The following is a 20,378-nucleotide window of genomic DNA, read 5'->3' as shown; positions in this document are numbered from 1 at the left end:
GCCGCCCTAGCGGTCGTTCTCGGTGTTCAGGGCGTCCACCCGGGTGCCCTCGCCGCGTCCCTGTCCGCTCAGGCGGACCCCGGCCGAGCCGCCCTCCTGGCTGAACACCACGCCATGGGCCATGAAGGTGCTGCGCAGGGCCTCGATCTGCCCCGAGGGCTGCTCCCGTCCGCCCGATTCGAAGGCGCGGACGAAATCCGCGCCGAGCCCGAGCCTGCCGGCGAGATCGGCCTCCGACCAGTCGAGGAGGGCCCGGGCGGCCCGCGACTGCGCCGGGCTGATGATGTTCGGACCCGCCGCCTCAGGCTGCAGGCCGCTCGGGGTTCCTTCGTCCGATCCCGTCACCCTGCCAACTCCCTGATCGCCGTTCTCCGCCGGACAACGGCAGCGTCGCGGGATCGTTCAATACAAAACGCTCGACGATCGGTGCGGCCCGACCCGGTTAGCGGGGGATCACGCGGGCGTCCCGCCGAATCCCGGCTCACGCGGCCTTGACCATATTTGTGCTGGAATCTTATCCGATTGGCCGCAGGGTCCGTCCCATCGTCGGCGGCTCCGCGCACGACCCGCGCCGAGCCCCGAGGGGACCGGCACGGTTGCAACGTTCGACGCGACGCGAAGCGCGCTTGAAAGGGGGCCAGACGATGAGAGCGATCCAAATCGCCATGGTAGCCGGCGCGATCGCGGCCGGCGCCATGACGGCAGCCATGACCACGACGGCGACCGCGCAGATGGGAAACAACGTCACGGGCTTCGGCCGGGACGCCCGCGAGAAGCCCGAGAAGAAGCAGTACGTCCCGGCGGCCAAGCCCCAGGAAAAGATCTTCCCCCTCGATGCCACCTGGACGGCGGTGAGCCTGAACGGCAAGCCCTTCGGCGGCAACGACCGCCCGAGCTTCATGATCGACAAGCAGTACCGCGCCCGCGGCTACGGCGGCTGCAACACCTTCGCGGCCACCGCCTTCCCGCTCAAGGAGCAGCACCTCGCGGTCGGCCCGCTCGCCCTGACCAAGAAGCCCTGCGACAAGGGCCTCGGCGCCAGCGAGCAGGACTTCTTCATCGCCCTGCGCACGGCCGGCCAGTGGGATCTCGTCGGATCCCAGCTGGTGATCAAGAGCCAGAAGGGCGAGCTGCGGTTCGACCGCGCCCTCTGACGCGGGATCGTTCCGGACGCCCGGCGCCTTAAGCTTCCATTGACGACGATCCGCGGTCTCGGCCGCGGATTTACCGGCCCTTCAAGCCGCCCAGTGCCTCCTGTCCCCGCCGCCGAACGTCTCGGCGGATGGGGAGTACGCGATGGGCACGAGGGTGGAATGGACCACCGGCAGCAACGGCCTCCGGCCCGGACTGCGCGAGGAGACCCGCTATCGCTGGCCCCAGGGGGTCCATGCGGGCGCCGCGATGATCGTCACCGCCAGCCCGGTCGTCGCCACCATGGTGATGCTCTGCGCCGCCCTGCTGACGCACTGATCCCGGCGGCGAGGCCTGGCCGAGATCGCCAAGCCGAGAAAGATATTCTCTGTTTTTCGACCTTCACAGTAGAAGACTACTCCAAGTCGGCAACCCGGTTGTCGACAGAGAAGGATTGTCTTTGATCTTGGATCTTTGTCGATTGCCTCGACAGAAACGACACGATATCTCCCGGCCCTGAGTTCGGTCCAGGCGAGATCCGGCGCATCCGCGCGCCGGCCGCCGGGACACAATCCTCACGCTGTTCAGGAGAGATCTATGGCCGAGTCCCAGAGCCCCGCTTCGACCCGCACGCCGGGCCACGGCCACATCTTCGGCTCGATCACCGAGACCATCGGCAACACCCCTCTGGTGCGCCTCAACCGCATCACCAAGGAGCACGGGATCGACGCCGAGATCCTGCTCAAGCTCGAGTTCTTCAACCCGATCGCGAGCGTGAAGGACCGCATCGGCGTCAACATGATCGACGCCCTCGAGGCCTCCGGCAAGCTGAAGCCCGGCGGCACGCTCGTGGAGCCGACCTCCGGCAACACCGGCATCGCCCTGGCCTTCGTGGCCGCCGCGCGCGGCTACCGCCTGATCCTGGTGATGCCCGAGACGATGTCCCTGGAGCGCCGCAAGATGCTGGCCTTCCTCGGTGCCGAACTCGCGCTGACCCCCGGCCCGCAGGGCATGAAGGGCGCCATCGCCAAGGCCGAGGAACTCCTCAACGAGATCCCGGGCGCGATCATGCCCCAGCAGTTCTCGAACCCCGCCAATCCCGAGATCCACCGCAAGACGACGGCCGAGGAGATCTGGAACGACACCCAGGGCCACCTCGACGCCTTCGTGGCCGGCGTCGGCACGGGCGGCACCATCACGGGCGTCGGCTCGGTGCTGAAGCCGCGCCTGCCGGGCCTGCGCATCGTCGCCGTCGAGCCCACCGATTCGCCGGTCATCTCCGGCGGCCAGCCCGGTCCGCACAAGATCCAGGGCATCGGCGCCGGGTTCATCCCGGACAACCTCGACAAGGCGATCATCGACGAGGTCATCACGGTCTCGAACCAGGAGGCCTTCGACACCTCCCGCCAGCTCTCGCGCCTCGAGGGCATTCCCGGCGGCATCTCCACGGGCGGCAACGTGGCCGCGGCCCTCAAGCTCGCCGCGCGCCCCGACTTCCGCGGCAAGCGCATCGTCACCGTCGCCTGCTCCTTCGCCGAGCGCTACATCTCCTCGGCGCTGTTCGACGGCCTCTGAGGCCCGGCGACCGTCGGGACCACGCGTCCCGACGGCACGGAGCGCGAACGGCTTTCGAGCCTCGACCCGCGAGCCTCGACCTGCGAGCCTCGACCCGGAAGCCGCTGGCATGTCCACCGCCCTCTACGCCCTCCGACGCTGGGGGCGGCGCCCCCTCATCCGCGTCGCCGCCTTCAGCCTCGGCGGGGTCGCGGCCGCCCTGGCCTCGGCCGCCCTCGCACCGATGGTGCCGGCCGATCTCGGCGCGTCGATCGGCGCCGACGCGGTCGACCAGATCCTCTCCGTCCTGGCCACCAGCATGCTGCCGGTGGCGACCTTCTCGCTCTCCACCATCGTCCAGGCCTATGGCGGCGCCACCAGCACGGTGACGCCCCGCGCCGTGACGCTGCTGATGCGCGACACCCGGGCGCAGACGGCGGTGGCGAGCTTCATCGGCGCCTTCGTCTACAGCGTCGTCGGCCTCATCGCCCTCAAGACCCATTTCTACGGCAGCCAGGGCCGGGTGATCCTGTTCGGCCTGACCCTGCTGGTCCTCGCCAGCGTGGTCGCGACGCTGGTCCGCTGGATCGACACGCTGTCGCATCTCGGCCGCGTCGGCGAGACCATCGACGCCATCGAGGCGGCGGCCGGCGATGCCCTGCGGCGACGGGCCGAGGCGCCCTGTCTCGGCGGCCTGCCCTGGCGCCCGGCACCCCCTGGCGCGGAGCGGATCGTCGCCGCGGCCACCGGCTACATCCAGCATGTCGACGCCGCGCGCCTCGAGGCGCTCGCCGGGCCGCGCGGCCTCACCCTCCACCTCTCGGTCCTGCCGGGCGCCTTCGTCCATCCGGGACGGCTCCTCGTCGAGGTCGACGGCGCCGTCGACTCCGACCTGCAGGCGCGGATCGCGGCGGCCTTCGTCGTCGGGGACCGGCGCAGCTTCGACGACGATCCGCGCTTCGGGATCATCGTCCTCGCGGAGGTGGCCCAGCGCGCCCTGTCTCCTGCGGTGAACGATCCCGGCACCGCCATCGACGTCATCGGTACCCTGGTCCGGGTGCTCGCCCCCTGGGACGCGCGGCGGACCGCGGCTCCGGAAGCGCCCGCCTATCCGCACCTGCATGTGCCCGGCCTCAGCGCGGACGACCTGTTCGCGGACGCCTTCGAGCCCATCGCCCGCGCCGGCGCCGCGGACCCGACGATCGGCCTGCGGGTGCAGAAGGCGCTCGCCGCCCTCGCCGATCTCGGGGGCCCGGACGTCCGGGCCGCCGCCCGCGGGCAGGCCGACCTCGCCCTCCTCCGCGCCGAGGCGGCGCTGTCCCACGAAGCCGATCGCGTGCGCCTGCGCGCGGCCCATGCCGGCCGCGGCGAGGCAACCTCGGGCGCCGCGCCGGGTTGAGCCTCCGACATCAGGAGGATTCCATGACCGACGAGCCGCGCGCGCGCAGCACGCCGAAGGGCCTCGGCGCCGACCGCGACGCCCAGACCCTCACGCAGGACAACGCCCCCCAGACCGGCCTGCCGGCGCAGGGCGGGGAGATGCCGGGGGGCGGGACGCCGTCCGCGACCCTGGGAGAGATCGGCGCGGCCGCCCGGAAGGCCGAGACCTCCGGCGCCGCCCGCGAGGCCATCGACCGCGCGACCGCGCCCAACGGCACGGATGCGGGAGAGTAGCCATGCCCAACGCGCACATCCCCATCGTCGGCACGCGCAAACCCGATTCCGACGTCGGCAAGCCGGGCGATCCGGCGGTCGCCGGCGGAGGGCAGTCGCCCGACCAGGCTGCGATCACCCGCCAGGGTCCGGGGGGCCAGACCGACGCCGCCCGCAATGCCGGATGGGACGGGGGCGAATCGAACGGGGCAGCGAAGGGGCGCGACCCCGCGCCGGCCGGCGGCTCGTCCGACGGCCAGTCCGACCGGCCCCGCTCCCCCACCGCCGGATCCGAGGAGTGACACGATGACAGGCCCCGACGACAAGGATCCGCCGAAGGACAAGCCGGCCAACACCGCGCCGGATGCGGTGATTGACCCCAACGAGAAGACCGAGGGCAAGCCCGGCCAGGGCCCGAAAGGCGGGGGCCAGCCGGATGGGGAGACCGACCCGGGAGGCGGCTGACCGTCGCATCAGCGCCGCTGGCCGCCGGAGGCTCGGGAAATCCGGCTCCCGGGGCCGGCGGATCGCGGGGCCATCCCGGAGGGCCAAGGCCCCGCCGCCCCCGGCTCGGGCGCCCGCGCATGCCGCTGGCACGCGGCGTGCAGATCCGAACGCGCGCAGCCGGCCGGGCCGGTCCCGCGCTCCAGGAACGATGACGCGACGGTTGGTGCGCACGACGGGGCCGTGCCCCTAATGCTGCAGCCTGTGCAGAGACCAGTGCTTCTCGCCAATTCTGTAGACGCATCCTCGGACTTTGCCAGATGACGGGCTTCCCGAAGTCTGACATAGAGGCTCGACAGCTAAGCTGAGCGGCACAATTCAATGATGCATCATAGTTCGACCTTCCGGAAGGGCGATCCAGGCCGCTATACTGTTCCCATGGCGGCAGAGGGCGGCTTCATACCGAGCCTCAACGGCATGCGCGCCCTCAGCATCCTGCTCGTCTTCCTGTCGCATACGGTCAGCAACAAGATCTTCCCCGGCGGCTTCGGCGTCCGAATCTTCTTCGTGATCAGCGGCTTTCTCATCACGCGCCTGCTGTTCGTCGAGCTGAAGGCCTACGGAAAGATCGATCTGGCGCAGTTCTACATCCGCCGCCTGCTGAGGCTCTATCCCGTCATCATCTGCTTCACGGTCGTCGTGGTTGCCGCGAGCGCGATCTGGTGGCCGTCGCGCCTCCATCTCATCGAGATCCTGTCCGGGCTGTTCTATTTCGCGAACTATTATTATTCCCGCCTGTCCGAAACCGGGCAGACCGGCGAGATCATGCCGTTCATCATCTTCTGGTCTCTCTCGGTCGAAGAGCATTTCTACATCTTCTTCCCGCTGATTTTCGTCCTGTTCCGGAAGAGCCTGTCGAACCTGATCGGCTTCTGCCTCTTCCTGTGCGGCCTGTGCCTCAGCCTGCGCATCTTCGGCGCCCTGTCCCGGCCGGAGCTGCTGCACACGAAGGTCTTCTATTTCGAGACGCAGTATCAGATCGACGCCATCGTCTACGGCGTCCTCGTCGCCGTCCTCTGCGAGCTCGCCCGCGGGCGCGCGCTCCTTCGGACCCTGTGCCACCCGGCCTTTCCCCTGGCCGCCCTCGCGCTGATCGGTCTGTGCTTTGCCTACCGGGACCTGTTCTTCCGGGAAACGATTCGATACTCCTTCCTGAGCCTGTCGATCGCCGTCCTGATGACGAACGTCCTCTTCTCGCCCGGACTAGACTTGGCAAAGCGAGCGTTGAATCTTCCGATCCTGGAATATGTGGGCCGGCTGAGCTATTCGATCTACCTCTGGCATTATGCCATCGTCAGCCTCATCGGATTCCCGATGCTGAGCAAATGGGTCGGCGTCCCGTTGATCGCGCTGATGACCGCGCTCGTCTCGATGGCCTCGTACCACCTGATCGAGCAACCCGTGGCCGCCCTGAGACATCGCCACAAGTCGGTCGCGCCGCGCGAAGCGATCTGAGGACGCGGAAACCGGCGCGCGCCCGTCATCGTCACGGCCAGGGATCGCGCGCGATCGTGTAGAATCGGCCGCCCACCGGCCTCAGGTCACGATTTCGGCAATCCGAGACCCGACAGGACGTCCCGTTCCAGGGGGAGCTCGTAGGCCCAGTAGGCCCATGCGAATCCCCGCGCCTCGGCCGCCGCACGGACGGCCGCCAGCCAGGCGACCCGGTCCTGCGCGATGCCGTCGCTGCCCGAGACGCGCCAGACGCCACCGAACTCGCCCAGGAGCACGCGCCCGTTCGGGATGCCGTTGCGCTGGGCCCAGGCCGCCACGGCATCGAACCGGCCATCGATGACCTCCCGCCCGGTCGGCGTCCCGAAATAGTCGCGGATCAGCTTCCGGCTCCGGGCGATCGCCGCGTCCTTGTCCGCGGCCGCCACCTTCGGATCGGCGTTGATGCGGGCCGTCGCGCCTTCGAGCAGCGCCTCCGCCTGAGCGGGTTGCGGCGGCCAGTTCATGTTCCTGAGATACTGCGCCCCCTCCCCGGGCACGCCCTGGTGCGTGAAGGTGTGCGGGTCGTAGAAGTGAAACGTGTAGAGGACGTTGCTCGACTTGAACGGGGCCGGGTCGAGGCGCAGGAGCGCATCGATCGAACTCCACTGCGCGCCGGTCAGCACCAGCGGGAGCTGCGGCGCGGCCGTGCGCGCGGCGGCGTGGAGCCGCTCCATCATCGACTGCCAGCGTCCGAGCTCGGCCGTCTTCACGATGCGCGGCTCGTTGATGAGTTCGAAGGCGACCCGATCGGGCGGCAGGCTGGCGAGGCTGGCGGCGACCCGGCCCACCATGTCGACGTAGGTCGCGAACAGGTCCGGGTTCTCGGCCGCGATCAGCCGGTCGGGCGCGTAGGACGGATTGACCGCGACGGGATGCAGGTCGACCACCACCTGTAAGCCTGCGCCCAGGATCTGGCGGATCGTGCGATGGATGATCGCGAGCAGCTCGGGCTGCCGGTCGGCGGCGCTCGCCATCAGGATGCTCGGATCGACCGTGAGCCGGATGAAATCGAACCCCGCGAGGCGGAGTTCGGCGAGGGCGGCGTCGGTGATCTGATAACGTTGGGCGGTGAAGGGCGGCCACCGGTAGGTGACTTGCCCGCCCTGCCGGTCGGCCTCGGGCCAGTTCAGCAGATTGTGGATGTTCATGCCCCGGCGCAGCGCCGGGGCCTGGTCGAGGGCCGAGGCCCGGCCCGGCGCGAGCGCGGGGAGCCCGAGGAGAAGGGCCGTGAGAGCGCGTCGGTTCAGGCCCGCCCGCTCGGGTTTCAGGGGCGAATCGGTCCGGGGAAGGCGCATGGCGAGGGGTCTCCAATCCAGGGGCGGCGGTCTGCGCCCGGCCTTCCGCGCCGGCCCGGCAGCCGACCCGTCACGGGCGTCTCCGCGTCAGACCGCCCGGACGTTCAAGGCCGTGGGCGATCGCCGCACGACCGGCGCGGCGGCCGTGCTCCGCACACGCCCGACATTGGAACGGGGGTCGAATTGCAGGACGACGAACAGGGCGACGAAGCAGACGACGCCATCGAAGCCGGTGCACACGAAGGGCGTCGTCTCCGTGATGCCCATGAAGAGGGCCGACGTGACGATGAGGAACGCGGCTTCGAGGGTGTCGCGCTCTCCGTTCGAGCGGATGGTCCTGAGATTCGCGGCGACGCGGACGAGGGCCATCACGATGGGCAGGAAGAACAGGGTGAATCCCACGATGCCGAGGTCCAGCAGGCTCGCCAGATAGAGGCTCTCGGGACCCTGGATCGCCTGCTGCGCGTAACTCGCGACGAATTCCAGGAAGGTCGGGCCACCGAGGGACTGGTACCCGTGCCCCAGGATCGGCGACAGCTTGATGTACTCGATGGCGATCTCCCAGATCTCCGTCCTGCCCGTGAACGAGGAGTCGCGACCGATCAGCCCGAAGAACTGGTCGTAGAAGAGGGTCAGCAGGATGATGCCGGCGAAGAGGCCGCCCACGAACGCCACGAGGGTCACGAGGGGTCCGCCCGCACGATTGATGCGCAGGAGGGCCAGGGCGATCAGCATCGTCACCGCGCCGATCAGGGATGTCGCGGAGCCCGAGAAGATCAGGCACGCGGCCGCGCAGACCAGCGCCACGAAGGTGTAGATCCGTGGCACCCGCATCATGCCGGGATAGAAAAGGAAGATGATGGTTCCGAAGGCGCCCCAGGGTCCGAGGCCGTTCTTGTGACTGAACAGACCCCGCCAGCGGCCACCATGGGAGGCCTGGACCATCTCCTCACCGGTATGCGTCCCGATCGACGGCAGGAACACCGCGAGCAGCGTGCTGAGAATCACGACGACCGCGATGACGTGGACGAGCAGCATCATCGCCTTCTCGCGGCCGAGCCGGAGAATCAGGGGCGACATGGCGAAGTACAACGCCGTGAGGATGATCGCCGCCCTGAGCACGCCCTTCGTGTCGTCGGCCCAGACGAAAGACACCATGGCCAGGACCAGGTAGGGCAGCAGCGAGAGCGGCAGCGCGTTTCGGATCGCAGCGAGTCCGGTCGTCATGACCACGATCATCACGGTCAGGGCGCACAATCCGAACCGGATATAGACGAGAACGGCGCCGATCGGATCGTCGATATTGGGATCGTTCAGGCGATTGAAGAAAACGTCTCGGCCGATGGATCCGTAAGCGATGATCAATAGAACGAAGAGGACCGAAAGGACGAACTGCTCAATCCCGGACGCCTCTGTCGTGAGATTGCCTGACGATGCAGGCCGCAAAGACGATTTCATGGCGCCCGTCTGTGATCAGCGGTTTCGTATAGGAATTCGGGGCGGACCCGGTCAACCGCGAAGGCCACGGCCATCCCGGCCACGCCCGCCGCGCGACGTCGGAGGGCACGATGCCGTCCCTGCCCTGCCCGTCGGCCCCCGCTTCCGGCCGACGGTCGTCGATGGCCCGTGCCCATGCGGGAAGCGTATTCCAGTGGCGGTGTGCACTGCAACCAGATAAGGGCCTGTGTCGAAGGAATTCCCTCCCGGCGGGCGGGCGAGAAGGCCAGGATCCGATGACGCGCCATGGACCGTGCCGCGGAGGCCCCCCCTCCGCCCCGCCCCGGCCCGCATCCGCGGGTGTCGCGCGAAGGCCCATTGGACCGAATCCGGCCCGGGCGTTCCCGCAGGATGGGTCGGATGCACCGGTCTCCCCGCACGTCTCCCCGCACGCCCGCGGATCGGCCCGGGCCACCGGCCGCCCGCCCTCCGGCGACCGCACTTCGTCCCGGCCGGGCATGGGACATGCGTCGCGCTCGACCCGAGCGGCGGGGGCGTCCCGATCCCGAGCGCCTTCGGCCGGACCCGCGCCGTCGGAGACTGTCCGGCCTTTCCCTCGATCTTCCTTCGCCAGCGCTGGAGACGTGACGCCGTGCCCGAACGACAAACCCGACGCCTTCGCGTCGCGATCTTCGCACCCCACTATGCCGAGTACACGGTGCGGCTGGCGACGGCACTCGCGCGGAAGGCCGACGTCCTGCTGGTGGCGGAAACGGCGAATGTCCGGAACGAATGCCGGGACAGCCTGGTCGCGGACGCGCGACGGGCGCTCAAGCTGGTCACCTACGATGCGCATAGCCGGATCGGGCGCGTCGTCGCGACGGCGCGGGTGCCGGCGGCGATCGCCGCATTCCGCCCGGACGTGCTGCACGTCCAGGAACAGCCGGACAAACTGACCGCCCGGATCGTCGGCCTTCTCCGGTGGCGGCTGCCGATCCTGATGACGGTCCACGATCCCCGGCCGCATAGCGGGCGGGACGCCGCCTATGCCAGGCGCCAGGACGTCTTTCGGCAGAGGCTGCGCGCGGCCGCCTCCGCCTTTCACGTCCACGGCGACCATTGCCGCCGGGAAATGATCCATGCGGTCGGGAACGGCCGAGCGATCGTCGACACGCTCCACGGCGTGATCCTGTGTCCCGAGCCGGCGGAGCGCCGCGCGCCGGAGGGCGGGCGGATGCTCTTCTTCGGACGCATGGAGGCCTACAAAGGTCTCGAGACGCTGCTCGACGCGGCGGACATCCTGCAGCGGGACGACGTCCCCTGCCGCATCGTCGTGGCGGGGCGCGGCCCGGAACTCGACCGCCTGCGCCCGCGCCTGCTGCAACAGCCTTGCATCGAGATCCTGGAAAAGTTCCTGACGCCCGCCGAAGCCGCGGAGCAGTTCCAGCGGGCGGAGATCGTGGTGGCGCCCTATCAGGACGCGACCCAGAGCGGCGTCGTCGCGGCGGCCGTCGGCAACGGGCGGGCGATCGTCGCGAGTGCGGTGGGCGGTCTCGTGGACGCCGTATCCGACGGCGTCAGCGGCCTCCTGCTGGAGCCCGGGCGGCCGGATGTCCTGGCCGAGGCGCTGAGGGGCCTGATCGAAGATCGCGGGCGCCTGCTGCACCTCCTGGCCGGCAGCGAGGCCGAGGCGGCCGGCCGATTCGCCTGGGACAGGATCACCGACGATCTCCTGGCGGCCTATGGCGGCCTGCTGCGCCGCTGACGAGGCGAAGTCCTGGAGGAGGCGGGCTGCCTGGCGCGACGTCGGCTTGCCGACGCCGGAGCCGGATGCATCCCCCCGATGCCGGGCCTGATCGGCCCGGCATCGGGGGCGCAGCCTCCTAGGCGTGCAGGAGGCCGTGGTCCTTGAAGGCGAAGTCGACCTCGGTCAGCGAGGCCGGCAGGATGTTCTTGAGGAGGATCGTGTCCGTCGCGCTCAGGCTGATGAGCGTGTCGCTTCCCGAAGCGCTGATATGGCTCTTCAGGCTCGCGAAGTCGGCGATCTCGGATTTGTCGAGCCACAGGGTGTCGTGTCCGCGGCCGGAGCCGGCGTGGAAACCCTCGATGACATCCTTCCCGAAGCCGGCGGCGAAGACGAACGTGTTGCTGCCGAAACTCTTGAAGGTGTCGGCCACGTCGGCGGTGGATGTCAGCGTCTGGTTGGCCTGATACGCCGTCTGGGTGTGAGAGCCGTCCAGGTTCGTCCGGTCCATGAACTCGAGCTTTCCGTTCGCGCCGTAGCTGTCATGCTCGGCCGTGTAGGACTTGCCGGAGATGGACGACAGGAACACGTCCTTGCTCTTGTCGGCATGGAGCTGGGTCTCGGAGGTCAGCGCGCCGCTGGCATCGAAGGTCTTCGTATTCGTCTCGAGGCCGATGACCTTCTTCATGATCAGGCTGCCATCGTCTCGGAACTGCTCCTGAAGCACGAGCTTTCCCACCTTGTCGTAGCTCGTGGAGGTGGCCGCGTACTCCTTGCCGACGACGCCTCCGACATAAACGTCGCGGGACCTGTCGGCATGCTGCACCGTCCTGTTGGTCAGCGTGCCGGCCGCGTCGTAGGTCTCGGTGGTGGTGTCGGCCCCGAAGGCCTTCTTCATCACCAGGCTGCCATCCGTCCGGAAACTCTCCAGCAGGACGGCTTTCCCGCTGCTGTCGTAACTCGTGTAGGACGAGGTGTAGTCCTTCCCGGTGATGGCGCTCGCATAGACGTCGCGGGACTTGTCGGCGTGCAGAACCACCTTGTTGGTGAGCGTCCCGCTCGCGTCGTAGGTTGAGGTGATCCGGTTCCCGTCGACCACCGAGACGTCCGTTCTCGCCAGTTTTACGGGTGCCGGTGCGGGCGCCGGAGCCGGTGCGGGTGCCGGAGCCGGTGCAGGCACAGGAACGGGGACCGGCGTGGGGGCGGCAGGCAGCGACGGGGCCGGGGCGGACACCACGGGGGGCAGCGGAACGGGCGGGAGCTGAACGGACGATGCCGGGGTGAGGCCGACCTGGGTCGCCGCCACGAGGGTCGATCCGGCGCCGCCCGACTGTGCCGCGACGGCCTGAACGATCGATGCGGCGCCGGCGGGCGACAGCGTGGCGAAGGTCTCGCCGGCATTCAAGGCCATGCCCCAGTCGTTGTAGAGATGCGTCGCGCTCGAGTTCCTGTAGAACACGTTATCGTAGTGATAGTCGCCCGATTGCTTGAAGAACGAATCGCCGGCATTCAGGTATATCGCATTGTCATGCACCGATACCTGGCCTGCTTGATGGGCCGAGTCCAGGAAGACGCTGGCCATCTGCTTTGCGGCGTTGTTCTGTTCGATGACGGTGTTGTGGCTGATGTCGACGTTCTTGAACGTGCTGGCGAAGCTGCCGCCGCCGTTGTGGATGTCCACGAAGCCGTTGTTGTTCAGGCTGACGTTGTTCGTGATGGAGATGTTCGTCAGAGCGTTCTTGTAACCACCGGCCTCGATGAAGCCGACGGTGTTCTCGATCCAGTTGTCGTGGATCTTGACGTTGTTCATCGTGCCGAACAGCTCGATGCCGCCGCCATCGTGGCCGTAGTCGAAGCTCGGCGCCTTGGCGTTGACGATCTTGGTGTACGAGACCTCGTTGTTGCTGTTGCCGATCATCACGCCGACCGCGCCGTAATCGTCGTCGTACACGTTGGCCGTGTTCTTGATCATCTTCAGATCGTGAAAGTAGCTGCGCGTGACGAGGTTGTCGGTGCCGTTGAGCATCACGCCCTCGCCGACCTGGCTCGCCTCCACGTTCCGGATCGTGATGTGGCTGGCCGACTTGGTGACGTTGACGCCCGCCTGCGCGGCGCCCGTGATCGTCAGCCCGTCGATGACGACGTACTTGGCGTTGGCCACGTTGATGGCGTCGGAGTAACCCGCCGCGCTGTTGGCGATCGTGGCGGCCGGCCCCGTGCCGTAGGTGGTGAAGGTGATCGGGGCCTTCTCGGTGCCGGAGGCGGTGATGGTGAGCGCGCCCGTGCCCGCCGCCGAGGCATTGTAGGCGGTGCCGGCCTTGAAGGCGACGGTGTCACCGGCCTGAAGCTTGAGCTTGTTGACCGCCTCGAGGCTGGTGAGGGGCGCGTCGGCCGACAGGCCGCTCCTGTTCGAGCCGCCGGTGAAGGAGGAGTCGACGTAGTAGATCGTCATCGCGCTTTTCGCTCTGGATTAGGAAAATACCGGATGACTGGGGATTAGCGGCGATAAATTGAACTCCGGTCGTGTGAATCACTAAACTTCGAGAAGTTAATAGAGGTTTGATTAACCATCAAATTCTGTTATAACATTTGTGACCACATCCCACTCATGATTGATGGAAATGTGCGCGCCGTTGCACGCGCCAAACCTGCGCGGCTCGGCGGCAGAATCGACAAACCCTTTAGGGAAAAGAGAAATTCTGCGCGCTGACCGGATCGCGGACTCGCGCAGGTGCCTGCGGGAGCGCGGTGCGATCGCGGGCTCAGCGCAAGACAGCAATCCTGTGGATATCCCGATCACCCTGTGGGGCGCCGCTGGCGCCTCGGAAAGCGGCCCGGCCGCCGGGCGCCGTCAGAATCGCATGGGCCTCGGTCTATGGGCCTCGGTCTATTGATTGCCGATCGATGGACCGCCCGCGGCGCCGCCGGTGCCGGGAGGACCGCTCGTCGGCGTACCGCCGATGTTCACGCCCGGCGAGGAGCCGGGAACGGAAGCGGGGCTCGGGTTGCCCGGAATGGCCGGCGCCGGGCGCGACATCGGGGCGCCGGTCTCCGGAACCTCGCCGGGTCCGCGCCCCGGCGCCGTGACGCCCGTGTTGCCGGCGCCCCCCGTCGGTGCGAGGGGCTCGGCGTGAACGGGACCGCAGAGGCACAGCCCCAAGGCTGCCGCACGGATTCGGGTCCAAGACGTCATCGATCCATCCGTTCCGTCGCGCTTCGTGACCCAACCGCCGAGGGTCGCGGAAGTTCACGACCTCGACAAGCGCTCGTGGTCGACCGAGCGCGTCGGGACAGGACGGCGCTGGCTCAGGCGGGGCGCGGTCCGTCGCCCGACGGCCGCTTCAGGTGATGGGTCAGGATCGCGGGATCCGCGACCACGCCGTTGGCTTCGAGATCGCCGCGGACGCGTTCCACGAGGTCCTGCTGCGGAACCCCTTGGATCACCGCGGCCAACAGTTCGTCCGCATAGGCGGTGGCGCTGTGCTGGTCGACGCCGAGCGCCTCGGCGGCATAGCCCGCTAGGGACCGGACGCCCTGGCAATGCGTCAGGAACCGAGACTCCTCGGCGCGGACAAACAGCATCTCGGCCGCGCGTTCTCGCTCCTCGAAAAATCGGGCCATGTCAGCCTCCTCCCTCTGCACGATCTGCCAAGCTTTGTTCGTCGGATATTGGAGTCAGAATTACGATCACGACAGTCGATCCGCTTTCACAAAGATCAAGATCCAGCTTCGTCGCAGCGAAATCCTTCGAACACACGGCAGATGCACCGTTTTGGGAACCGAATGCCGGCGGCAGCGGCTCCATCGTCGGCGAGGACGCCGTGGGCCGGCGCGCGGTCCCTCGCCGCAGAATCCGGTTGCTCCAGCTTGGTGCTCGGGCGGACCTTGGCGTATGGCCCGGGGGGATCGCGGAGCGGGAGCGGCGTTGGAACAGGCATTGCTCTCATGGATCGGCGCCCTGACGTCGATCCGGACCGAGGTCTTCTGGTTGCTCGGCGCCACCCTTTCGGGCCTCGTCAGCATCCACGTCCTCCTGCGCAAGCGCGAGGTCGGGGCGGCCATCGGCTGGATCGGCCTGGTCTGGCTGGCGCCCCTGTTCGGAAGCGCGCTCTACGCCCTGTTCGGCGTCAACCGGGTCACCCGCCGGGCGCAGAAACTCCGCATCAAGCCGTCCCAGGCAAGCCCGCGACGCGAGGAGAACGAGGCGCCCGCGCCCGTCCTGCCGGAGCGGTTCCAGCCCCTGGACCAGGCGGTCCGGCGCATCACCGCCCTTCCCCTCGAAGCGGGCAACCGGATCGCGCCGCTGCGCAATGGCGATGCGGTCTATCCTGCGATGCTGGAGGCCATCGGGAAAGCCCGGCACTCGATCGCCCTGTCGAGCTACATCTTCCGCAAGGACGAGATCGGCCGCACCTTCCTCGATGCCCTGGAGGCGGCCCATCATCGGGGCGTCGCCGTCCGGGTCCTCGTGGACGGCATCGGCAGCGGCTACTTCTTCGCCTCGGTCTATGGCGGCCTTCGACGCCGGGGCGTGCCGGTGGGCCGCTTCATGCACTCGGTGCTGCCGTGGCGGATGCCCTTCCTGAACCTGCGCACCCACAAGAAGCTGCTCATCATCGACGGCGCGCTTGCCTTCACGGGCGGCATCAACATCGCCGACGAGAACCGGGTGGCGACCCGTCCGCCCGAGCCGGTGCGCGACGTCCATTTCCGCATCGAGGGGCCGGTGGTCGCCCAGCTCGCGGCGGCCTTCGCGAGCGATTGGGCCTTCGTGATGGACCAGGAGCTGGAAGGCCCGGCCTGGTTCCCGCCGCTGCCCGTCCGCGGCGAGACGCAGGCCCGCGTCGTCACCTCGGGCCCGGACGCGGACCTGCGCAAGATCGAGCTCGTGGTGCTCGAGGCGATCACCTGCGCCCGGACCAGCATCCGCCTGATGACCCCCTACTTCCTGCCGAGCGAGGTATTGGTGAGCGCGCTCTCGCTGGCAGCCCTGCGCGGCCTGACGGTGGACGTCATCATCCCGATGGACAGCGACCACGCGGTCGTCGACTGGGCGACCCGGGCCCACGTGGACCCGCTCCTGCGCAGCGACGTGCGGATCTGGCTCGACGACCCGCCCTTCGACCACGCCAAGCTCCTCGTCGTCGACGATGCCTGGTGCTTCATCGGGAGTGCCAACTGGGACACCCGCAGCTTCCGGCTGAACTTCGAGCTGAACGTCGAGGTCTACGATTCCGGGCTCGCCCGGCACCTCGACGCCTTCATGCGGGCGAAGATGAGCGTCCGGCTGACGCGCGAGCACCTGTCCCGGCGCGGTCTCCCCGTCCGGCTGCGCGACGCAGGCGTCCGATTACTCCTGCCATACCTTTGACGCGCTCCGGCTCCTCCGGCTCCCGCCGGATCACCTCGTGGGTGGGGGCGAGATGCACGATGATCGGGCGGTGGTCCGAAGCGCCCCGCGGCAGCACGCTGCGCCCATGACAGGTCAGCCCGCGCACCAGGCAGCGGTCGAGCCGAAGGGGCACCACCCGCGCCATGGCGTGGGTCGGCAGGCGCGGGCCGACGTCGCGGAACCCCGGTAGGAGGGTCGGCCCGACCAAGTTGTAGTCGCCGATGACGGCGGCTCGGTCCGGCAGGCTCTGCTCGATGCAGCGCAATTGCCGCCGGTTGAGCATCTGCCCGTGCGAGAGGTGCACGTTGGCGACGCCGAACTCGCCGAGATCGATCACCTGGCTCACCCGGTCGAACATCGCCCCGGCGGGCAGTTCGATCGCCTTCGGCGGCGTCGCGAAGGGCATCGAACTCCAGACGGCAAGTCCGTGGATGCGGCCTGGCATCTGCGCCCAGGCGTAATGGCCGCCGACCTTGGCCTGGAGGGCCTCGATATCCTTCGTCGCCTCCTGCATCAGTACGAGGTCGGGCTGCTCGCGCTCGATCAGCGCGGCGATGCCGGCGACGTTCGCGCCGACCCGCCGCAGGAGGTTCCAGCTAACGATCTTGCGAAGCCCGGGCCGGTCATGGCCCGGACGCCCGTGGGAGTTCTGGAGAGCACGGGCGGTCAGGCGCGCGAGGCGGCGATCGTTCAGCATCGTCCCATAGGTGGGTCAGACGCGCCCGGCGGAAAGCCCGGGCGGGGACGCCGTCATCGGCTTTTGCGGCTCACGACTCCATGAGCACGGCGACATGCGCAGCCGTCGATTCGGCAAGACCCTTCAGGTCGTAGCCGCCCTCCAGAACGGAGACGATGCGCCCGTCGCAGGCCTGCTCCGCGATCTCCATCACCTGGCGCGTCGCCCAGGCGAAGTCCTCCGCTTCCAGCATCAGGTTGGCCAGGGGATCGCGCCAATGGGCATCGAAGCCCGCCGAGATGATGATCAGATCGGGTCGGAAATCCTTGAGACGCGGCAGGATACGCGCGGTGAACGCCTCGCGGAAGCGCTCGCCATCGGCGCCGGGCTTCAGGGGCGCGTTGACGATGGTGTCGTGATCGCCGGATTCCGAGACTGCCCCGGAGCCGGGATAGAGCGGCATCTGATGGGTCGAGCAGAACAGCACCGAGGGGTCGGCCCAGAAGATGTCCTGGGTGCCGTTGCCGTGGTGCACGTCCCAGTCGACGATGGCGACGCGGTCGACGCCGTGCACCGTCCTGGCATGGCGGGCGGCCACCGCCGCGTTGTTGAACAGGCAGAAACCCATGGCGCGGGTGCGCTCGGCGTGGTGCCCCGGCGGTCGCATGGCCGAGAAGGCGTTTCGGGCTCGGCCCGTCATCACCGCATCGACCCCCTCGACCGCGGCGCCGACGCCGCGCAACACGCAATCGATGGTGCCGGGCGACAGCACCGTATCGGAATCGACGTGGACCAATCCCTCGCTGGGCGCCGCCGCCACCATCGCCCGCACCCATTCCTCCGGATGGGCCAGCGCCACGGTCTCCAAGCTCGCGGGCTCGGGCGCCCGGCGGTCGAGGGCCGCGAAGGCCTCTGTCCCGAGCGCCTCCTTGACAGCCTGCATCCGCTCGGGCCGCTCCGGATGCCCATGCGGCGTCCGGTGCCCGAGGGCGGCGTCGTGGCTGAAGAGGATGGTCATGCGGCACTCCGAGCCTTCGTCTCGAGTTGGTATACCAGATGGGTCGCGCGAGGCCAGCGCCGCAATGAACCGATGCGATCGAACCCGCAGCCGGTCGCTTCAGAAGGTCGGCGGGGTGCAGGCGCTCACCACCTCGCAGGCGGTCGGGCCGACGCAGCGGAAGCGGTGCGGGCGCCGGCTCTCGAAGGAATAGGCGTCGCCGGGTCCCAGAATGCGGCGCTCGTCATCCACCGTCACCTCCAGGCGGCCCGACAAGACAATACCGCCCTCCTCGCCCTCATGGACCAAGGGCACCCGGCCCGTATCGGCCCCGGGCTCGTAGCGCTCCTTCAACAGCTGCAGGCCACGCCCGAAAAGGTTGTCGCCCACCTGCCGGTAGGAGATCGGTCCCTTGCCGATCTCGGTGAGTTCGTCGGCCCGGTAAAATGCCTTGCGTGGACGCTCCGGCTCCACGGCGAAGAACTCGGACAGGCCGATGGGAATGCCGTCGAGGATGCGCTTGAGTGCGCCGACCGAGGGGTTCACGCCATTCGATTCGATGAGCGAGATCGTCGAGTTCGGCACACCGGTGCGCTTGGCGAGCGCCCGTTGCGACAGGCCGTGCAGTGTGCGGATGGTGCGCAGGCGCGCGCCGAGATCAATGCTCATCGAAACCCATGGTGTCGCCCCTCGGGCGGACCGCCCTGTTAGGGATGTTCAGGATTCACCGACATTGCTCCTGGCAGCCCCATCTTTTCAAGGACATCGCGGCGGTAAGAAAAGGACTTGTTCGCCACGCGCAATCGGCGCCTCCTCCGGGTCCATAGACGTCCCCACGGGAGGATCGCCATGGATCATCACCACGCCGCCAATGCCCCTGGGCTCGACGCCTACTGGATGCCGTTCACGGCCAACCGGCAGTTCAAGGCCGCGCCCCGCCTGCTCGCCTCGGCCAAGGGCATGCACTACACGGCCACGGACGGGCGCAGCGTCCTCGACGGCACCGCAGGTCTCTGGTGCGTGAATGCCGGGCACGGGCGCCAGGGCATCGCCTCGGCTGTGGAGCGTCAGCTCACCACCCTCGACTTCGCGCCTTCCTTCCAGATGGGCCATCCGGCGGCCTTCGACTTCGCCGAGCGCCTCGCCGCCATCGCGCCGGGTGGCCCGGAGGCGGGCCTCGACCGGGTGTTCTTCACCGGTTCAGGCTCAGAATCGGTGGACACCGCCCTGAAGATCGCGCTCGCCTACCAGCGCGCCATCGGCCAGGGCACGCGCACCAAGCTGATCGGGCGCGAGCGCGGGTATCACGGGGTCGGATTCGGAGGCATCTCGGTGGGCGGCCTCGTCAACAACCGCCGCGTCTTCCCGCTGCTGCCGGGCGTCGATCACCTCCGCCACACCCACGATCCCGAGCGCAACGCCTTCTCGAAGGGCCTGCCGACGCATGGAGCGGAACTGGCCGACGATCTCGAGCGCCTCGTCGCCCTGCACGGGGCCGAGACCATCGCGGCCTGCATCGTCGAGCCGGTTGCCGGCTCCACGGGAGTCCTGCTGCCGCCGACGGGCTACCTCGAGCGCCTACGCGCGATCTGCGACCGGCACGGCATCCTGCTGATCTTCGACGAGGTCATCACCGGGTTCGGCCGCCTCGGCACCCCCTTCGCCACCGACTATTTCGGCGTGGTCCCGGACCTCGTCACCACCGCCAAGGGGCTCACCAACGGCACCCTGCCGATGGGCGCGGTCTTCTGCGCGCGGCGCGTCCACGACGCGCTCATGCACGGCCCCGAGGCGGTGATCGAGTTGTTCCACGGCTACACCTATTCGGGACACCCGGTGGCCTGCGCGGCAGGCCTTGCCACCCTCGACATCTATGGCCAGGAGGGCCTGCTCACCCGCGGGGCCGGGCTCGCCGAGGACTGGGCCGGCGCCATGCACGACCTGCGCGGCGCGAAACACGTCATCGACATCCGCACCATCGGCCTCGTCGCCGGCATCGAGTTGGCGCCGCGGCCGGGAGCACCCGGTGCACGCGCCTACGACGTCTTCGTCGACTGCTTCGAGCGTGGCCTGCTCATTCGGGTCACCGGTGACATCATCGCCCTGTCGCCGCCGCTCATCGTCGAGCGCGACCAGATCGACACCATGGCCTCGATCCTCGGCGACGCCATCGCCCGCGCCGCCTGAACTCTTTTCGCCTCTCGTCCGTCAGGATCCTCGATGCCCACCGCGATTTCTCACTTCATCGGCGGCCGGCTTGCCGCAGGCACCAGCCTGCGCCACGCTCCCGTCTTCAACCCCGCCACCGGCGAGGAGACCGGCCGGGTCGCCCTCGCGGACGCTTCGGACGTGAACACGGCGGTGGCTGCGGCCAAGGCGGTTGCGCGCGACTGGGCCCTGACCCCGCCCCTGCGCCGCGCCCGTATCCTCAACGCCTTCCTGCGCATCGCGGAGGAGCGCACCGACGAACTCGCCGCCCTGATCACCGCCGAGCACGGCAA

Annotated in this window: 20 protein-coding genes; 12 read left to right on the top strand and 8 right to left on the bottom strand. The window is 68.6% G+C overall.

Annotated elements, in window-relative coordinates:
• Positions 1–6: 6 nt before the first annotated feature.
• Positions 7–345, bottom strand: a complete 339-nt coding sequence (locus AC0IWM_RS03590; RefSeq protein WP_471753127.1) for a helix-turn-helix domain-containing protein — start codon at positions 343–345, stop codon at positions 7–9.
• A 299-nt stretch (positions 346–644) separates the two neighbouring features.
• Between AC0IWM_RS03590 and AC0IWM_RS03585 the strand changes: the two genes are divergently transcribed.
• From AC0IWM_RS03585 to AC0IWM_RS03550, 8 genes are all read left to right on the top strand, one after another.
• Complete coding sequence (locus AC0IWM_RS03585) at positions 645–1,154, top strand: META domain-containing protein (protein WP_056465860.1); 510 nt, start codon at positions 645–647, stop codon at positions 1,152–1,154.
• Positions 1,155–1,296: 142 nt separating this feature from the next.
• Entirely contained in the window at positions 1,297–1,470 is a 174-nt protein-coding gene (locus tag AC0IWM_RS03580) for a hypothetical protein (protein ID WP_156652736.1), read from the top strand.
• A 258-nt stretch (positions 1,471–1,728) separates the two neighbouring features.
• Complete coding sequence (cysK, locus tag AC0IWM_RS03575) at positions 1,729–2,706, top strand: cysteine synthase A (RefSeq protein ID WP_056465857.1); 978 nt, start codon at positions 1,729–1,731, stop codon at positions 2,704–2,706.
• A 109-nt stretch (positions 2,707–2,815) separates the two neighbouring features.
• Complete coding sequence (locus AC0IWM_RS03570) at positions 2,816–4,084, top strand: DUF2254 domain-containing protein (RefSeq protein WP_471753126.1); 1,269 nt, start codon at positions 2,816–2,818, stop codon at positions 4,082–4,084.
• A 23-nt stretch (positions 4,085–4,107) separates the two neighbouring features.
• Complete coding sequence (locus AC0IWM_RS03565; RefSeq protein WP_471753125.1) at positions 4,108–4,359, top strand: hypothetical protein; 252 nt, start codon at positions 4,108–4,110, stop codon at positions 4,357–4,359.
• A 2-nt stretch (positions 4,360–4,361) separates the two neighbouring features.
• Positions 4,362–4,640 (top strand): hypothetical protein, encoded by a 279-nt coding sequence (locus AC0IWM_RS03560; RefSeq protein WP_471753124.1) that lies wholly within the window; start codon positions 4,362–4,364, stop codon positions 4,638–4,640.
• 4 nt (positions 4,641–4,644) lie between these two features.
• Positions 4,645–4,803, top strand: a complete 159-nt coding sequence (locus tag AC0IWM_RS03555; RefSeq protein WP_471753123.1) for a hypothetical protein — start codon at positions 4,645–4,647, stop codon at positions 4,801–4,803.
• A 360-nt stretch (positions 4,804–5,163) separates the two neighbouring features.
• Positions 5,164–6,297, top strand: a complete 1,134-nt coding sequence (locus AC0IWM_RS03550) for an acyltransferase family protein (protein ID WP_471753122.1) — start codon at positions 5,164–5,166, stop codon at positions 6,295–6,297.
• 86 nt (positions 6,298–6,383) lie between these two features.
• Here AC0IWM_RS03550 and AC0IWM_RS03545 read toward each other — a convergent pair whose 3' ends face one another.
• Together AC0IWM_RS03545 and AC0IWM_RS03540 are read right to left on the bottom strand one after the other, a co-directional pair.
• Entirely contained in the window at positions 6,384–7,631 is a 1,248-nt protein-coding gene (locus tag AC0IWM_RS03545; protein WP_471753121.1) for a glycoside hydrolase family 5 protein, read from the bottom strand.
• A gap of 87 nt (positions 7,632–7,718) precedes the next feature.
• Positions 7,719–8,996, bottom strand: a complete 1,278-nt coding sequence (locus AC0IWM_RS03540) for an O-antigen ligase family protein (protein WP_471753120.1) — start codon at positions 8,994–8,996, stop codon at positions 7,719–7,721.
• Positions 8,997–9,720: 724 nt separating this feature from the next.
• Here AC0IWM_RS03540 and AC0IWM_RS03535 point away from each other — a divergent pair.
• Positions 9,721–10,833, top strand: a complete 1,113-nt coding sequence (locus AC0IWM_RS03535; protein WP_471753119.1) for a glycosyltransferase family 4 protein — start codon at positions 9,721–9,723, stop codon at positions 10,831–10,833.
• Positions 10,834–10,951: 118 nt separating this feature from the next.
• Here AC0IWM_RS03535 and AC0IWM_RS03530 read toward each other — a convergent pair whose 3' ends face one another.
• Together AC0IWM_RS03530 and AC0IWM_RS03525 are read right to left on the bottom strand one after the other, a co-directional pair.
• Positions 10,952–13,264: a right-handed parallel beta-helix repeat-containing protein gene (locus AC0IWM_RS03530; protein WP_471753118.1), complete on the bottom strand. Its 2,313-nt coding sequence runs from the start codon at positions 13,262–13,264 to the stop codon at positions 10,952–10,954.
• Positions 13,265–14,118: 854 nt separating this feature from the next.
• Positions 14,119–14,433 carry an ATPase inhibitor subunit zeta gene (locus tag AC0IWM_RS03525; protein WP_471753117.1) on the bottom strand — a complete coding sequence of 105 codons (315 nt, stop codon included), beginning with the start codon at positions 14,431–14,433 and terminating at the stop codon, positions 14,119–14,121.
• A 304-nt stretch (positions 14,434–14,737) separates the two neighbouring features.
• On the opposite strand from AC0IWM_RS03525, the gene AC0IWM_RS03520 reads away from it, so the two are divergent.
• A complete protein-coding gene (locus tag AC0IWM_RS03520; RefSeq protein ID WP_471753116.1) occupies positions 14,738–16,183 on the top strand; it encodes a phospholipase D-like domain-containing protein in 1,446 nt (481 codons plus the stop codon).
• Here the strand turns inward: AC0IWM_RS03520 and AC0IWM_RS03515 are convergent.
• From AC0IWM_RS03515 to AC0IWM_RS03505, 3 genes are all read right to left on the bottom strand, one after another.
• Positions 16,074–16,901 (bottom strand): endonuclease/exonuclease/phosphatase family protein, encoded by an 828-nt coding sequence (locus AC0IWM_RS03515; protein ID WP_471753115.1) that lies wholly within the window; start codon positions 16,899–16,901, stop codon positions 16,074–16,076. The genes AC0IWM_RS03520 and AC0IWM_RS03515 overlap by 110 nt on opposite strands.
• 70 nt (positions 16,902–16,971) lie before the next feature.
• Positions 16,972–17,898 (bottom strand): histone deacetylase family protein, encoded by a 927-nt coding sequence (locus AC0IWM_RS03510; RefSeq protein WP_471753114.1) that lies wholly within the window; start codon positions 17,896–17,898, stop codon positions 16,972–16,974.
• Between the two features lie 99 nt (positions 17,899–17,997).
• Entirely contained in the window at positions 17,998–18,546 is a 549-nt protein-coding gene (locus tag AC0IWM_RS03505; RefSeq protein WP_471753113.1) for a cupin domain-containing protein, read from the bottom strand.
• 180 nt (positions 18,547–18,726) lie between these two features.
• Here AC0IWM_RS03505 and aptA point away from each other — a divergent pair, with 180 nt between their 5' ends.
• Entirely contained in the window at positions 18,727–20,064 is a 1,338-nt protein-coding gene (aptA, locus tag AC0IWM_RS03500) for an omega-aminotransferase AptA (RefSeq protein WP_471753112.1), read from the top strand.
• A 33-nt stretch (positions 20,065–20,097) separates the two neighbouring features.
• The coding region (locus tag AC0IWM_RS03495) for an aldehyde dehydrogenase family protein (protein WP_471753111.1) at positions 20,098–20,378 on the top strand (281 nt) is incomplete at its 3' end.

The organism is Methylobacterium sp. AC433 (assembly GCF_979253015.1).
The sequence above is the reverse complement of the archived record's forward strand: the minus strand, read 5'-3'. Positions and strand labels throughout refer to the sequence as shown.